The organism is Paenibacillus sp. LS1, from assembly GCF_026013365.1.
In the GTDB taxonomy this organism is placed as follows: domain Bacteria; phylum Bacillota; class Bacilli; order Paenibacillales; family Paenibacillaceae; genus Paenibacillus.
The window spans coordinates 14,079-30,870 of the sequence record NZ_JAPDOE010000016.1; the positions used below are offsets into that span (position 1 = coordinate 14,079).

At 46.9% G+C, this 16,792-nt stretch carries 7 protein-coding genes; 3 read left to right on the forward strand and 4 right to left on the reverse strand.

Translation table 11 applies throughout. From position 1 onward, the window contains the following. Nucleotides 1–797: 797 nt before the first annotated feature. Nucleotides 798–8,501, forward strand: a complete 7,704-nt coding sequence (locus tag OM416_RS29045) for an Ig-like domain-containing protein (protein WP_264935323.1) — start codon at nt 798–800, stop codon at nt 8,499–8,501. A 2-nt stretch (nt 8,502–8,503) separates the two neighbouring features. Here the strand turns inward: OM416_RS29045 and OM416_RS29050 are convergent, their stop codons facing one another. The 3 genes from OM416_RS29050 to OM416_RS29060 form a co-directional block, all read right to left on the reverse strand. After that, nucleotides 8,504–9,367: a hypothetical protein gene (locus OM416_RS29050; protein ID WP_264935325.1), complete on the reverse strand. Its 864-nt coding sequence runs from the start codon at nt 9,365–9,367 to the stop codon at nt 8,504–8,506. A gap of 1,181 nt (nt 9,368–10,548) precedes the next feature. Beyond that, nucleotides 10,549–12,318 carry a dihydroxyacetone kinase subunit DhaK gene (gene dhaK / locus OM416_RS29055; RefSeq protein ID WP_264935327.1) on the reverse strand — a complete coding sequence of 590 codons (1,770 nt, stop codon included), beginning with the start codon at nt 12,316–12,318 and terminating at the stop codon, nt 10,549–10,551. Further along, the gene (locus tag OM416_RS29060) at nt 12,318–13,460 is read right to left on the reverse strand and encodes a glycerol dehydrogenase (RefSeq protein ID WP_076333049.1); all 1,143 of its coding nucleotides are present in this window, start codon (nt 13,458–13,460) and stop codon (nt 12,318–12,320) included. Before OM416_RS29060 ends, dhaK begins: the two co-directional genes overlap by 1 nt. A gap of 305 nt (nt 13,461–13,765) precedes the next feature. Here OM416_RS29060 and OM416_RS29065 point away from each other — a divergent pair, with 305 nt between their 5' ends. Next, entirely contained in the window at nt 13,766–14,800 is a 1,035-nt protein-coding gene (locus OM416_RS29065; RefSeq protein WP_264935330.1) for a PocR ligand-binding domain-containing protein, read from the forward strand. A gap of 105 nt (nt 14,801–14,905) precedes the next feature. Continuing rightward, nucleotides 14,906–15,895 (forward strand): aldo/keto reductase family protein, encoded by a 990-nt coding sequence (locus OM416_RS29070; protein ID WP_264935333.1) that lies wholly within the window; start codon nt 14,906–14,908, stop codon nt 15,893–15,895. On the opposite strand, the gene OM416_RS29075 is transcribed toward OM416_RS29070, so the two are convergent. After that, nucleotides 15,892–16,770: a LysR family transcriptional regulator gene (locus tag OM416_RS29075; RefSeq protein WP_264935335.1), complete on the reverse strand. Its 879-nt coding sequence runs from the start codon at nt 16,768–16,770 to the stop codon at nt 15,892–15,894. The genes OM416_RS29070 and OM416_RS29075 overlap by 4 nt on opposite strands. Nucleotides 16,771–16,792: the final 22 nt, after the last annotated feature.

Sequence of the window (16,792 nt, forward strand, 5' to 3'; positions counted from 1 at the left end):
TAGCATCATCATGTAGACGAATCCAATTTGTTTGTGCTCAGCTTGTGTAAGAATTTGCTTCTCCAAAATAGACAAAAAGTCGCTATAATAGCGACTTTGAATGTAATAATGTTTGGTATTATGCTTCAAAGTACGAAAGTCAGTTGATAAGATCTTTAACTTTTCGCAGAAGCAAACGTAGAATCCATTAAATCCTCGTTTATATAGACTGTCGACATACGTTTTTGAGATATAGCAGAGCTTCTATATAACCGGGGCAACCTGTATCCATCCAGGGTGAGACCGTCTGTTCCAGTACACCTGTGGAAAGCTTAATCATTCCATCATAGATCCCCATATCATTTATACGTAAAAGGAGCTCCCAACGAAAAAGAGTCACAATCCCTTCATTGTTTTTCTGTGATAGTTCATAAATATATGTTGAAGGTTTATTCACTCGTTTATATCTTCCCCTCTTAGATCGGGCTATTTCATGTACAAGTGTATTTCTCTACATGGATAAAAGCAATCGTTTTTACCTCAATATTATCAAATTCAACACACTAGCATTGATTCTATATGAAATAGTCTAATTTGTGAAGGAACCCTCGCTGTCTGATACGAGGGTCCTGATGTCAACTCTATATGGCCTTCGGAGGACTCTACATCCTATGTATCATTTGGTCATCTAGATTCCACTCCTACCCGTTAAGTTCCATGCCCTTTTTTCTAAACAGCGTATAATTACGGAATGGTACAATCCAATCCAAGAATATACATCTTCGATGTCATAATTTAACCGGAGGTGAAATCGTTTTATGGCTTTTATTCTTAGGTACAACACCACCATGAACGGAGCTATGACCTTTACTGGTAACACCCTAGGTTTAAATAAGGTTGCGAATCAGAACAATCAGGGCACAGCGGGCTCCATTGGTGCTTTTATCACCTTGAACACCGCTTCGCAAGCAGGAAACTTCCCTCTGGGTACGACACTGGATTATACGCAGAATTCGTCTGCAGCAATCCTTAGTTTGCCCTCAGGGTCAACGGTGCTCTATGCCGAACTGATCTGGGCGGGAAGTTATAATTACGGTGGTTCAAACGTCAGCGGGGCGATCCCCAATCCGATTACGTTCATTACACCAGCTGGCACATTCTCCGTTGCACCTGACCCGGCAACTGCAGCCAATACCGCACCTGCAGCTAGTTTCTATGTCAACTCCGCTAACGTCACCACATTAGTTCAGCAAGGTGGCGCGGGTACTTACGTCGCAGCGGGGATTCCCGGTACAGCTGCACCAACGGAAAACAACACGAACTTTGCGGGATGGACACTCGCCGTAGCCTATGCAAGCCCCTTCCTTCCTTCGCGCAACATGAGCATTTTTGTTGGTTCCGAGATCGTTAATGCTACTATTGGTGCAGCAACGGCATCCATTAGCGGCTTTGCTACACCGGTTACCGGAACAGTAACCGGGCGCTTGATGGTTAGCGCAAGCGAAGGCGATCCACAGATCTCGGGTGATCAGGCTCTTTTTGGCCCAACCGCTGATCAATTGGTTGCTATTTCAGGGCCTAACAACCTTGTAAATAACTTTTTTGCTTCCCAGATTAATAATGACCAAGGTGTGCTCAACACCAACGGAACGTTTGGAAACTTGAATAGTAGTCCTGGTACAGCTGTCATTGGTGCCAGACAAGGCTGGGATATCACCAATGTTGATGTTTCCCCCGAACTCATTAATTCTCAGACTTCTGCCGTCATTCGGCTACTTTCCAATCAGGATCAATATTTGGTGAATAGCGTCGGACTCCAGGTGGACGTGAATGCACCCTTCTTTGTGTTCAACAAGAGTTCTAATGTCACTTCAGCCTTTGTTGGCGATACGATCCAATACACGATTACCGCCTCCAACCAGGGAACTGCTTCCGCTACATTAGTGCTTCTGACGGACAGTTTTCCCAGTTCGGGCAGCTTCGTTCCTGGAAGTTTGTCGGTGGATGGTGTTCCGCAGCCGGGGGCAAGTCCGGTTACAGGGCTGAATCTGGGAGTCATCGTTCCCGGTCAGACGATCACAATCGTCTACTCCGTACAAATTGTGTCCCGCCCTTCCGGTTCATCCCAATCGAACGTAGCGAATCTAACCTACAATTTCCAGAGCCTGCCTGGTGGGCCGACTTTCCAAGGAATGTCTCAGTCTAACGGTAATAATGTCACGATTAACAATCGGCCACCGACAGTTCCGAACTATGCCTATACGACAAATGAAAACGTGCCGGTCTCTGCCCAGGTTACAGGAACAGATCCCGATGGTGATCCACTGACGTATTCTCTGAACTCTACGCCTACGAGTGGATCGGTTGTGGTGAACGCCGACGGAACATTCACATACACACCGAATCCTGGATATGTTGGCCCAGATTCCTTCACTGTATTGGTGAGCGATGGCTTGGGAGGAACGGCTGTATCTACCGTAGCCATTACGATTATCAATCGTGTACCTGTTGCCCAAAATTTGAATCTGACAACCAATAAAAACACGCCTGTTAGTGGTCAGGTCACAGCTTCAGACCCGGATGGCGATACCCTGACTTACACACTGAACTCACCACCGGTTAACGGCACGGTCACGGTGAATCCAAACGGCAGCCTGACATACACGCCGAATCCTGGATTTGCAGGAACAGACTCATTCACTGTGATTGTTAGCGATCCGAATGGAGGCACGGCCATTTCTACGGTCACCGTTCAAGTCCTGAATCGCCCGCCAACCACGCAAAATGTTAACCTTACAACTCCGGAAAATATTGCGGTGTTCGGTCAAGTGATCGGTGTTGACCCGGATGGAGATCCATTAACGTACACGTTAAATTCTCAACCAACGAATGGTAGCGTGGTTCTGAATCCGAACGGCACATTTACGTACACACCAAATACCAACTTTATTGGCGTGGATACATTCACTGTGCTCATCAGCGATCCAAGCGGTGGAACCGTCGTATCTACGGTAACAATTACAGTGGTGAACTTGCCACCTACGACGCAGAATGTTAATCTTACCACCCCTGAAAATATACCCGTGTCCAGTCAAGTGATTGCAACGGACCCGAACGGGGATCCACTGACATTTACGCTCAATACTGCACCAGTCAATGGAACTGCAGCTGTCAACCCGAACGGGACGTTTACTTATACGCCTAACCCGGCATTCGTGGGAACGGACTCGTTCACAGTACTGGTAAGTGATGGTCGTGGAGGCACTGCACTCAGTAACGTGACCATTCAGATAACCAATCAACCACCTATTGCACAAAATCAAACGCTGACTACACCTGGTAATACACCCGTATCTGGACAGATTATTGCAACAGACCCGAACGCAGATCCGCTTACCTATGCCCTGAACTCTACTCCGTCCAACGGAAACGCAGTAGTGAATCCAGATGGCAGTTTCACATACACACCTAATCCAGGTTTTGTAGGGACAGATTCGTTTACCGTTATTGTAAGAGACCCCGTAGGAGCTTCAGCCATTGCAACGGTAACGATTAATGTGCAGAACCAGCCACCTGTAACCAGCGATCAGGCACTGTCCACATTGCAGAATACAGCTGTTACGGGGCAAATTATCGCTACCGATCCCAATGCAGACCCTCTGACCTATAGCTTGCTCTCTCCTCCTGGCAATGGTACGGTCACCGTCAATCCAGATGGAAGCTTCTCATATCAACCTGCAACTGGATTTGTTGGTAAGGATACGTTCTCTGTGCTTGTTAGTGACGGGCGTGGGGGCACGGCAGTATCGACCGTAACGGTTACGGTAGCTAATCAACCGCCAGTGGTCACAAATCAAACGCTCTCCACGTTACAAAACGTTCCGGTTAGTGGTCAGGTCGTTGCAACAGACCCGGATGGAGATCAACTCACTTACGCGTTACAATCTCCACCAAGTAATGGTACAGCTGTTGTAAATCCGGATGGCAGTTTCACCTACACACCTGTTACCGGCTTTGTAGGCCTGGATTCCTTCACGGTTCTGGTTAGCGATGGCAAAGGTGGAACAGCGATTGGCTGGATATCTATCAATGTCATTGATCAACCACCTGTAACTCAGGATCTGCAATTATCTACGAATTTCAATACACCGTTGAATGGGCAGATTCCCGCAACCGATCCCGATGGCGACACGCTCACCTATACGGTATCCGTCCCTCCAGCCAATGGGATGCTGGCTCTTGATCCGGCGACGGGAGCATTTACGTATACACCAAACGCAGGCTTCCTCGGCGTAGACCATTTCGCGGTACTGGTCAGTGACGGTAAAGGCGGTACGGCTGTATCCAATGTACAAATCGGCGTACCTGTATCTCCACCTGTAACCTCAGATGTCACTTTGGATACGAATGCCAACGTGCCTGTGGCGGGGCAGATTCCTGCGACAGATCCACAAGGCGAGACGCTCACCTATACCTTGACAACACCACCGCCGAACGGAACCGTCATTTTGGATCCAGCAACCGGAGCCTTCACTTACACGCCGAACCTTGGATTCGTCGGTACCGATACGTTTGTAGTAACTGTGACAAATACTAGCGGCATCCCGGTCACCTCAACGGTATCCGTTAATGTAGATAACCAGCCGCCTGTCGCGCAGAATCTCACTGTGGGCACAGTACAAAACACGCCGGTCAGCGGCCAGATTCCTGCAACCGACCCAGAGGGTAACCCACTCACTTATACCGTTACGGCAACGCCATCACTTGGAACGGTCATCGTCAATCCGGACGGTTCGTTCACCTATACACCGAATACCGGTGTCGTAGGAACGGATACGTTTAGTGTTCTTGTCAGTGATGGTTTAGGCGGCACAGCTACATCCGTTGTTACAGTCAATATCCTTGATCAACCCCCTGTAACGCAGGATGTTCAGATCAGTACGCCAGCCAATACTCCTGTTGCTGGAGCCGTTACAGCAACCGATCCGGATGGAGACACACTTACATTCTCGTTGAATTCAGCCCCAGCGAACGGTACGGTCAGTCTCAACCCTGATGGTACGTTCACGTACACACCTAATCCAGGATACATCGGCACGGATTCGTTCACGGTTCTGGTTAGCGATGGCAAAGGTGGAACAGCACTCTCAGGTGTATTAGTAAATATCTTCAACGAACCGCCTGTGGCGACCGGAACTTCGGTATCAACGCCGCAGAACACGCCAGTGAGTGGAGCTGTGACCGCAACCGATCCTGAAGGACTCACCATCACGTTCACATTGCTTAGCCCTCCGGTGAATGGTACCGTTGTCGTCAATCCGGATGGAACGTTTACCTATACACCTAATTCTGGTTACGTGGGTCAGGATTCATTTAGTGTTCTCGCGAGCGACAGCTTGAGTGGCACCGATACAGCTCCTGTTGTGGTTACGGTTACGAACATCCCACCAATCACAACAGATGTCAGTCTGAGTACCAATATCAATATACCGGTTTCCGGGCAAGTGACGGCTACAGATCCAAGCGGTGATCCACTCACTTTCAGTCTGCTCTCTCCTCCAGCTAATGGCGTAGTTACCGTTAATCCGGATGGAACGTTTACGTATACGCCAAACGCAGGCTTCGGCGGGCAAGATGCCTTCACTGTGTTGGTCAGTGATGACAAAGGCGGTACAGCCGTCTCGACGGTACGCATTCAAGTGAACAATCGGCCGCCTGTCGTACAGAACGAAATTCTGAACACTACACAATCCATCCCAATCAGCAGTATGGTAATTGCCACAGATCCGGATGGTGATCCGCTCACCTATGTACTTGGTAATCCTCCAGTGAGTGGTAACGCAGTCGTGAACCCGGATGGCACATTCACATATACACCGAATGCCGGATTCGTGGGTACAGATTTCTTTACGGTCACCGTTTCGGATACTCGGGGTGGGGTTTCAACCGCAGTCATTACTGTCAATGTGGCCGCTAATGTCCCTATTGTGAACGACCAGACTGTAAGCACCAATAGTAATATACCGGTTTCCGGACAGATTGTAGCTGTCGATCCTGCAGGTCAACTACTTACCATTACAATTCTCTCCCCTCCTGCCAATGGTACAGTAACGGTCAATCCGGACGGACTTTACACGTATACGCCTAATCCAGGTTTTGTGGGCACAGACAGCTTTACGGTTCAAGCGACCGATCCGGGAGGTGGTATCGGCACAGGAACCGTGACCATTATCGTGAATAATGTTCCACCTGTCGCTGTCGGAACAAGCGTGACGACTTTTGAGAATATTCCGGTCTCAGGTGCAGTAACCGCTACGAGCCCAATCGGAAGTCCTTTAACGTTTACCTTGAACTCGTTGCCTGTCAATGGAACGGTGAACGTGAACACCGATGGCACATTCAACTATACACCTAATCCGGGGTACGTAGGTCAAGATACGTTTACGGTTGTTGCCACCGATGCCTTTGGAGGAACAGCAGTGGCCACGGCGATTATTACTGTTGTCAATCAGCCACCTTTAACGCAGGATCAAAATCTGATAGGCACTTTAAACACGCCGCTAAACGGGCAAATTATTGCTTCTGATCCGAGTGGCGATCCACTCACGTATGTATTAGGTTCCTTGCCTACGAATGGAACGGTGAACCTCAATCCGGATGGTACGTTCACTTACACACCAAACACTAATTTTGCCGGCGTGGATTCCTTTACCGTCTGGGTATTCGACATCAATGGTGCAAGTGCCGTATCCACAATAACGATTAATATTCCTATTTTGCCACCAGTGATCAACAGCACACAGTTCACGACCAATGCGGATGCACCTGTCAGTGGACAATTAAATGCAACGAGCCCTGAAGGTATTCCTGTGACGACGCAACTGGCAACCCTCCCGGTTAACGGTACAGTTGTGGTGAATCCGGATGGTACGTTTACGTATCAGCCGAATCAGGCTTTTGTGGGTACGGATACGTTCACCGTTGTTGCAACAGATGCAAACGGCGCAACGACAACAGGAACGGTAACCATTCTTGTCATTGCCGTTCCGCCTGTAGCACCGGATATTTTCTTGATTACACCAATCGATACTGCTGTTTCAGACCGCGTAGATGCAACCGATCCCGACACATCGATATTGATATACACGCTGTACGTACCAATTCCAACAAACGGAACGGCGGTGGTGAATCCGGATGGTACGTTCACTTATACACCAAATGCAGGCTTCACTGGTGTAGACACATTCCCAGTTATCGTTACGGATGCATATGGACTGAATGATATAGCACTAGTAACGGTAACGGTGATTGCAGACGTTCCTATCGCTCCGCCTGTCAATGTGGCAACCACATCGGGGCAAAGCGTGACTGGCACCATTAATGCAACAGACCCTTCTGGACTTGCGCTGACTTTCTCTCTCGGTGCTTCGCCAAATAATGGAACGGCCGTCGTGAATCCAGATGGTACCTTTGTCTATACTCCAAACCCTGGTTTTGTAGGGCAGGATACGTTTACAGTCAATGTCACGAATAGCGCGGGAGCATTGACACTGGTTCCTGTGAATGTAACCGTCGTTTCCGGAATCGGAGGCGGGCCTGTTACTACGAATTTAGGTGTAGGTACCAATCAGGGCCAACCAGTATCAGGTCAGATTCTGGCTACCAGTCCTGATAATTTGCAACTCGCCTATGCTCTGGGGACTCCACCAGCAAACGGTACAGCCATCCTGGACCCTACTGGAGGATTCACTTATACGCCGAACCCTAATTTTACGGGGACCGATACATTCACCGTTGTGGTCACCGATAACTTAGGCCGGAGTGCAACAACAACCATTACCATCGTAGTCTATCCAGTTCCTTCAACGACACCTGTGAATCCGGTGAATCCAGAACAACCCGTAAATCCAGCTGCACCGATAACAATAAATGCTCTACTCAGTACCCTTGCTGGAATACCTGTCAGAAGTGCTGCCCCTGGAGGAGGAACCTCCTACAGTGTGAACTCTGGTCCAAATTATGGCGTACTTATGCTTGGAGCAGAAGGATCATTCGTATATACGCCAAACGCAGGCTTTGTAGGAGCAGATCGTTTCGTTATTCGGTTTATTGATGCCCAGGGAGCGGTGGTCACTTACAACGTAACCATTAATGTGTCTTCTCCAGCCAGTACACCTGGTTCGGGAACAAGTGCTGGTGGTACAGACGGAGCCGGAACGGGAACAGGCACCGGTGGTGCTTCTGAACCTGATACCACGCTTAACTTGAACCTGAAGGGTGAGGAGAACCGAACATTATTCGGAAATCTGGATTCGCTCGGTCTTGGCAAGATCATCCGGGCCAGAGTACTAAAAGCACCTCAACATGGAAAACTCTCACTGAATGACGATGGTTCATTCAATCTGGTTCCTAACGCTAACTATACGGGATGGATTCAGTTTACGATTGTAGTAACAACAGAACCAGGAACAACGTACACGATTCATGTCACAGTCAACATTATTGCCGATGATGAAGAATAACGTTATTTTTTCAACCCGGATTTTTTCTTGCGGCGGATGCCTTTACGTTTAGATGAATTGCGTTTCTTGCCCTTGGACGATGTCTGTCGGCTCCCTCTGCTGCCTTGTTGCGGCACGGGGAGCTTTTCTTCTTTTTCGTTCGCCGGCATATCTTCATCTTCATGGGAAAAAGAGCGAAAATGATCCAGATTGAACGGTTGCTCTGCGTCTTCCTTGACATGATTGGTTGACATTCGTTGTGCCGCCACATAGCCTGGTTCTTCCAAAACTGAGGCCTTAGCTATATCCGCGAACTCGGTATCCGTAATTGGTTTTTTGACAACCAATAGATGATACATGATTTGATGGGCTACATTGAGTTGCGATTGCCGAAGTAACTCAAGCTCCACCTCGTTATACAGTCCATGATAAGCGGGATAATAAAAGAATTCCATTTGAAGTAACCGAAAGTCCACCCCAATGGGCTCGATTAGCCGATGCTTGTGCATCATAATCGCTGGATCATTCGATAGCTCGCTTTCATCCAGAGCTCTTTCTGCAGGACTCGTCGTCCAGTACTTTGGTGAATGTTCGTTGAATTGTTGCTTGAACTGGGGATTTACCATGTGAATGCTGGCATGAGCGTAAGGCGCGACAATACATACGATGGCTTTGTGGCGGCATATTCGGTAGAGATCTTGCATTACCAGGTTCAGATCATTCACATACTGTAAGCTGTGGGAACACATCACCATATTAACACTGTCATTGTCGAGCGGGACCGACATATTGTAATCATGGACGATATCTGTTGTCACATAAGGAATTTTGTCTATTCCAATGCAACCGATGTGTTTATTCTCCCCGCTTCCTAGATCGATTCTCACCCTGCTCACTTCTTTCTGATCAGTTGTTTCTGTAGTTTATTCACGTCAGGACAGCATTGCATAAGTCATTCACCCTATATGCGTCCCTTCAATGTGACAGAGCTGTTCGTCATATAAATAATCATTCGAGGAAGAACTTGTCCAAATAAGCAAGGAAAAAGTCGCTCTAAAGCGACTTTTTCCTTGCTTATTCAATTTTTTTACCTAACAGAAAATAATTCTTCCCGTTAGAAAATGAAAAGACCCTCGCTGTCCGTTACGAGGGTCTTTAGAGATTCCCAAGCAAATGTGTGATTGGGAGGACGATATATAATATTCACACCAACGCCAAAGTATACTAAAAAAGAGCATAACATCCTCAGATTTTTTTATCCTTATACATTATGAATCATCTAAAAGATGATCCGTCTAACTGTGTTTATTATATATTCATGAAATTCGTAAGCGCCTACAGAAAGTCTCTTATTACTATACAATAGCTATTACCCAATCGGTAAAGCGAGCACTTTCTTGTCCCATCCAAGCTTAGAAATTACATGTTTACTTCTAATCCACAGCCTAAAATTGGAAGCTAAAATTAAGAAATCTTTAAAATCACTCAGTTAAATTCTTATGAATGATTTTCCTATTAATTTCTATTTTCATGGGTTTAAAATCCGTTCGCTCATGTTGCTTGAAAATAAGAAGAGCTTATTGTCACAGAAGATAAAAGTGAGAATTGTCAACGATGGGAATAGAGGATTTGACATGAGCTAGTTAGGCAATTAGCTTACAAAGGTCTTTAAGTCATTTTGGCAAATCGAAATCCTACGATAAATAATACAGTTAGGGCGTCGGATCAGAACAATTCTAAAGTGCTATGGATGTAAACAATCAAAAAAGAATTAATTAAACCAAGATTTCTATATAGGATAAAATTTCTGTCACAAATATGCTTTAGATGAAGATATGGTTTTCTAAAAGTAACCAGTACTATATTCAAAATATAAAAAAGCGACATTATACTACAAAGTGAAGTATCACATAGTGATACTTCACTTTGTAGAGGAAACACTCCATAATCCTATATTTTTCATTGAATAATTCGAGGTCTTACGTGTTTGCCGACAACATTAAATAAAACTACCGACAAAATACTATAAAGTTAACAACATCACATTTGAAAGTTGACTGACTCTATCTTATTTCATCGATTCGGACAGCTCTGTGAAAATAACACCCAATGCGTATGCGCCAGCATCAGGGTAGCCCAGACTGCGATCGCCGACAGTACCTGCTCGGCCCATACGTGCCACGATGTCTTCCGTCTTCTTCGCACCTTCAACGGCAGCTGCTGCACCTTTGGCAAATGCGGTTTTGAAGTCATCTCCGGACTCTGCACTTTGCGTCCAGGAATCAGCACACGGAACGAGTGCATCGATCAAAGTCTTGTCGCCTACAACAGCACCACGTCCGAAGGAGCGTTCTCCTGTGGACTGAATTCCTTGCACAGCTGCATGAATCATCTCAGCAAATTCAGCAACGTTCAGCTGCTGTTTACCCCCTACTGCTTTGCCAGCCGCACGGAATGCTGAACCCCAGATCGGGCCGGATGCGCCGCCACAATATTCCATGATAACCAAGGAACATGCATCGAGGAATGAACCGATATCTTTTTTATCTTCGTTAATGATATGATTCCATTCGCGTTTCAACTGGCGGAAGCCTTTTGCCACACTCATACCGAAATCGCCATCACCGGCATGGGAGTCCAGTTCACAGAATGGTACTTCATTCTTGATGATGATCTCACCCATTTTATCGATCAGGTAGACGACATTGTCCAGGGAGAATTGATTGCCTTCGATTACCGCAGCTGATGCATCCGTCTCCACTTCGTAAGATACGGGAGCGTCTTCACCCACAACAGCTTCCAGCGCTTCTGAATAAGCCACTTGTGCTATCGGAGGGCCAGATACTTTAAATGCAGGGGTATCACTTTCCTTGAACAACAATGACTTCAGTTCATCATCCAGTTTCAGGATCGTAACTGATGCACCCGCCATATCAATACTTGTCATGTAGTTGCCTACAAACGTAGTAGCGACCTTCAGACCTGCATGTCCTGCAAGCTCACGTTGAACGGAATTGTTGAGCAAATACAACTCTTGCAAAGGTGTTGCTCCAAAACCATTCACGAGTACTGCTATCTCAGCAGAAGCATCATTGTCCAGCTTCATGTCTACACGCAACGCTTCGACCATGCGGCCTGCCAATTCATCCGCTGATACCAATTTCTCACGGCGAATCCCTGGCTCACCATGAATACCTACACCGAATTCCATCTCATCTTCAGCAATCTCGAATGTAGGCGTGCCTTTGGCAGGTACGGTACAGGATGTGAATCCAAAACCAATACTGCGAACGTTCTGAGCTGCTTTCTCAGCAACAGATTTCACATCTGCCAGACTGCGGCCTTCTTCGGCTGCTGCTCCAGCAATCTTGTGAACCAGTACAGTTCCGGCAACGCCGCGACGCCCAACGGTATACAAGCTGTCTTGTACAGCGATGTCATCCTCAACACGCACATATTGTACCTCGATGCCATCTTCTTCAGCCAGATGCGCTGCATTCTTGAAGTTCATCATGTCGCCGCTGTAGTTCTTGATGATCAAGAGTGTACCTTTATTGCTGGCTGTTGCCTTGATCGCTTGGTACACCTGGATTTGGGAAGGAGATGCGAACACATCTCCACACACTGCTGCATCCAGCATACCTTTCCCCACATAACCTGCGTGAGCTGGTTCATGTCCACTGCCACCGCCACTGATCAGGCTGACTTTATCGGCCTGAATCTCTCTGCGTTTAATGACTTTATATTTTTTCAGAAATTCAAGCTCCGGGTGCGCAAGCGCAATCCCGTTACACATTTCCATAACAACATTTTCTGCTTGGTTAATAATTTTCTTCATTATTTTGCCTCCCGGCGAGCTGCTTTGTACTCACGACCCATGCGGTCAGCGGCTGCAATGGCAGCAGCCACTTCAGGAACGGTGATCGGGAACGGCATCGCGTGAATCGATTCTTCCGGAATACAAGCGATCTCTGCCACTTTCAACAGCTCTTCCTGACTAATCGTGTCTACACCGATATCCGCCAAGCTGATCGGCAGTCCCACTTCGAGACAGAAGTCCATGACTTCATGCAGCTCTTCGGTTGGTGCATTTTCGAGCACGAGTTGTGCGATTGTACCGAAGGATACTTTTTCACCATGGAAGAAGTGATGTGTACCCTCGAGAACAGTCAAACCGTTGTGGATCGCATGTGCTGCCGCCAGACCGCCACTTTCGAATCCAAGACCAGACAACAGAATGTTGGTCTCAACGATGTTTTCCAGTGCTTGAGTCACGACGTTGCTATCACTGGCTACTTTCGCTTTCGCTCCGTCAGTCAGCAGCATTTCATAACACAGTTTTGCCAGTGCAAGTGCCGCATTCGTACCTACTGCAGAAGGTGTATATCCTTCGCGGGAACCCATTGGAAGACTTGCGTTTACACGGGAATAGGATTTCGCTGTTGCTCTTGCTTCGAAGTATGTAGAGAGCGCATCTCCCATACCGGATACGAGGAAACGTGTTGGTGCGTTAGCGATTACCGTTGTATCCACGAGTACCACACTTGGGCTTTGTTTGAAGTAAGCATAGTCATCGAAAGAACCATCCGGTGTGTACAATACAGCCGAGTGACTAGTCGGTGCGTCTGTTGCCGCAATCGTTGGACAGATGATCAGTGCTTCGCCTTCAGCTACACATTTGGCAGCATCAATGGCTTTACCACCACCAAGACCGATGGTAGAGTCACATCCTTTTTCCTTCGCGATCGCTTGCAGACGAGCAACTTCCTCACGGGAACATTCCCCTTTAAAACCGCTTTCAACAAACGTAATATTGAATTTCTCTGCTGTTGCATCTAGCTTCGCTTTTACACGCTGTACATCATCCGGATGTGCAATCAGCAAGGCTGATTCTCCGAAGGATTTAACAAAGTACCCCAGGTTCAACAACTCATCTTCGCCTTGTACATATTTGGTTGGGCTGATAAATGCTTTTCTCATATTAATATATGCCTCCTAAGGATATGAAATAGTGTAGAGATTAGATCAAATTTTAATTTCTTACAATTGACCTTAATATAACGCATGAGCAACAGGTTTACAGTGGACTTTGATAACAAATTATTATAATTTTCAATCGTAAATTTTTGCTTTTTAGCGCAATCATGGTATGTTATTGTCATGAGATGGTTGAATTTTGACCTCCCATTATACATTACCCGTCATCATTACATCTTAATATGTACAACTTGCTAACTTTTAACGGCCTAAATCATGAATCAGGTTAGCTATGGAGGTTTCATCCAATGATTAAAGAATATTTGCATATCAATAAAATTCTCGACCTTAATAAATGGAAGCGTCTACAAGATTCTCTCGCCACAGTTACCAAACTTGCGATCCTCACTGTTGACTATAAAGGCATTCCCATAACCAGTCACAGCAGCTGTCAGGCCTTCTGCCAGAATGTACGCAAAGACCCCGAACTTCTCCCCTACTGCCAAAAATGTGATTCGCGCGGTGGTCTGGAAGCAGTTCGATTAAATGAGCCTTATGTGTATTTATGCCATTTCAATATTATTGATATCGCGATTCCGATCACGATTGATGGCAAATATATCGGCGCCGTCATGGCAGGACAAGTGAAACTCGCCGACGCGGAAAAGGGTAGTGATCTGGAGCAGATTGTTACATCCAAGAACGTGCCCATGCATGCAGCCAAGCTGGAGGAATTGAAGGACGATTACGCCCAGCTACCTGTGATGACCTATGAAGAGATTGTGAAAATCTCCAACATGTTATCCCTGCTCTGCAACTATATTGTAGAAGAAGCGCTCAACAAAAATCTGTTAGTGGAAATGTTCGAGAAAGCGTCAGGAAATCAGGAGTCACTGAACCTCTCCACTATTCTGCCGGGTTACTCCATTCGTAATATCGAGTCGATCAAAAAAGAAATGACCAATGCGATTGCGGATGCCTATCTCAAAAACAGCCCAAGTGATACGGAAAGCTCCAGCCCGGTGCTCCAGCCTGCATTTGAATACATTCACAGTCACAAGAGTGAGCAGGTTTCACTCAAACAAATGGCCGATCTATGCCACCTGAGTCCGAGTTATTTCAGCAGGCTGTTTGCCAAGGAAACCGGTGAGAACTTCACAACCTACCTGGCACGACTCAAAATCAAGTGGGCCAAGCAATTACTGGAGGTCACCGACATGCCTGTCTCACAGATCAGTGATGAGCTGGGATTCAATGAATCGGGATATTTTATCAAAATATTCAAAAAGTTCGAGGAGATTACGCCCGCTCTCTATCGCAAATACATTCAAGAGAAAATGTAAATTCACTGATATCTTTTTCGTATCAAAGATGGGTTTAAAAGATATTTCACCTATTAATCTGCCATTGCTACAATGGAGTCCAGATGACTTAGGGAGGCGCCAAGAATGGAATATCGCAAATTAGGAAACAGTGGATTAACCGTCAGTGAGATTTCACTCGGCAACTGGATTACGCATGGAGCGCAAGTCGAGGATGGAATAGCAGAAGCTTGTGTGCGAGCCGCTTTGGATGCAGGTATTACCACATTCGATACCGCAGACGTATACTCCAATACCAAGGCAGAAACCGTGTTAGGACAGGCTCTTAAGGATGTACGAAGAGAAAGTATTGAACTGTGCACCAAAGTCTGTCACCCCACCGGCTCTGGTCATAATGACCGCGGACTTTCCCGGAAACACATTATGGAAGCCTGTCATGGTTCCTTACGTCGGTTACAGACTGATTATATCGATGTCTATTACGCTCACCGTTATGATTACAATACCCCGCTGGAAGAGACGTTTCTGGCTTTTGCCGATCTGGTGCGTCAGGGCAAAGTGCACTACATTGGCGTAAGTGAATGGAACGCGGATCAGATCGCAAGAGGAGCCGCTTTGGCGCGGGAACTTCATGTGCCCTTCATTGCAAGCCAGCCGCAATATTCAATGTTATGGCGTGTGATTGAGCAAGAAGTCGTACCCGCAAGCGATCAAGCAGGACTGGGACAGATCACATGGTCTCCTCTTGCTCAGGGCATACTATCAGGCAAGTATACGCCTAACGAAGCATTGCCCACCGGATCACGTGCAGCTGGTGAGGCAGGAGCGCCCTTTTTCAATAAATTAGTTGGTCAGTGGTTACGCGAAGATGTTCTTACCGCTGTGCAAGAGCTTGTTCCATTGGCGAAAGAGATCGGGCTAACCCTCCCCCAACTCGCTGTGGCGTGGGTTCTACAACATTCGTATGTTAGTTCCGTGATTATCGGTGCATCCCGACCGGAGCAGGTATTGGAAAATGTAAAGGCCTCCGGTGTGAAACTGGACTCTGAGATCATGACTCGTATTGATGAAACACTGAACCCTTGGATTGAGCGTGATCCAGCCCAGACGGGTTAAACACATTCATCAACAAAGTTCATAAAACGGGATACCACTTCCTGATTCATATCCGTCCGCCATGCCGTATACAACGGTACGGAGGGCGGATTTTCTTGTAATGGAAGGAACACCACGCCCTTCCTTTGGAACACATCCACCGATGACGGAACAATGGAAATCCCCATGCCCGCTGCAACGAGATTCACTATCGTATACATCTGAATTGCTTCCTGCGTAATTCGAGGGTCTACGCCATGTGCTCTACAGTAGTCCAGAACCAGTCGATGAAATGGAGAACCCAGATGTCGTGGGAATAAAATAAAATCTTCATCCGCCAGTTCTCGAATTGAAACTTGAGTCTGAGAAGCCATCGGGTGATGATCTGGCAACACGGCAATCAACGTTTCCATCTGACAGGGACGGAACGAAACATGGCGGGTATCTTCCTGATAGCGCAGAAATCCAATATGGATCTGTCCGTCTTCCAGTGCCTGCAATTGCTGGGACGAAGTCATCTCACGTAATGTCAATTCAATCTGCGGGTACGCAGCGCGAAATTTCCTGAGTACATCCACCATAATGCTCCCCGAAGCCGAATCCACAAACGCCACGGTTATATGCCCGATGATGCCCTGATCTGCCTTTTGTGTAAGCTGAATAGATCGATCAAGTTGGGCCAGGATGAGTCTGGCCTGTTCCAGAAATACGGCACCTGCTGGTGTCAGACGAACCATTTTTCTTGTGCGTTCCAACAACTTTACGCCAAGCTCTTCCTCTAAATTCTGAATCTGCTGGCTCAGCGGTGGTTGCGTCATATTTAATTTTTCCGCTGCACGGTGGAAATGAAGCTCCTCCGCCACGGTGATAAAGTATCTTAACTTTCGGATATCCATACGTATGTTACGCTTCCTTCCG